Origin of the sequence: Streptomyces sp. DH12, assembly GCF_020873895.1 — a bacterium.
Classification (GTDB): domain Bacteria; phylum Actinomycetota; class Actinomycetes; order Streptomycetales; family Streptomycetaceae; genus Streptomyces.
The window spans coordinates 1-387 of the sequence record NZ_JAHWGT010001686.1; the positions used below are offsets into that span (position 1 = coordinate 1).

Here is a 387-nt window from a genome sequence, read left to right on the forward strand (position 1 = left end):
GTCGGGGTGCGGGTCGCCGGAGGCGACGCCGAGGGTGAAGGGGTCGTCGGTGAGCTGGGCGGTGTCCAGTTCGGCGGCGGCCGCGACGCCCGCGCCGGGCACGCCGACGGCGAAGGCGAGCGCGGCGGCGGCGCCGGTGACGGTCAGGAAGCGGCGGCGGCCGATGTGGCGGGCGGCGGCGCGGAGTTCGGGCGCGTGGTGGGAGGGGCGGGGGTGGGGTGTCGTGAGGTCCTGCGTCATCGGTCCTCCCCTGACGGATGTGTGGGTGCGGGAGGAATTGCAGGGGCCGGGGACGACGCGGCGTTGACGCGTACACAGCATCCGGATGACGGTCGCATGAGGACCGCATGGCGAACCCGCCCGCAGGCTGCGGGCCCGTGAACGCCG

1 pseudogene is annotated in these 387 nt (G+C 76.0%); it reads right to left on the reverse strand.

From position 1 onward, the window contains the following. Positions 1-240, reverse strand: a pseudogene (locus LPA54_RS41745) (alkaline phosphatase); the annotation flags it as partial. Positions 241-387 lie beyond the last annotated feature (147 nt).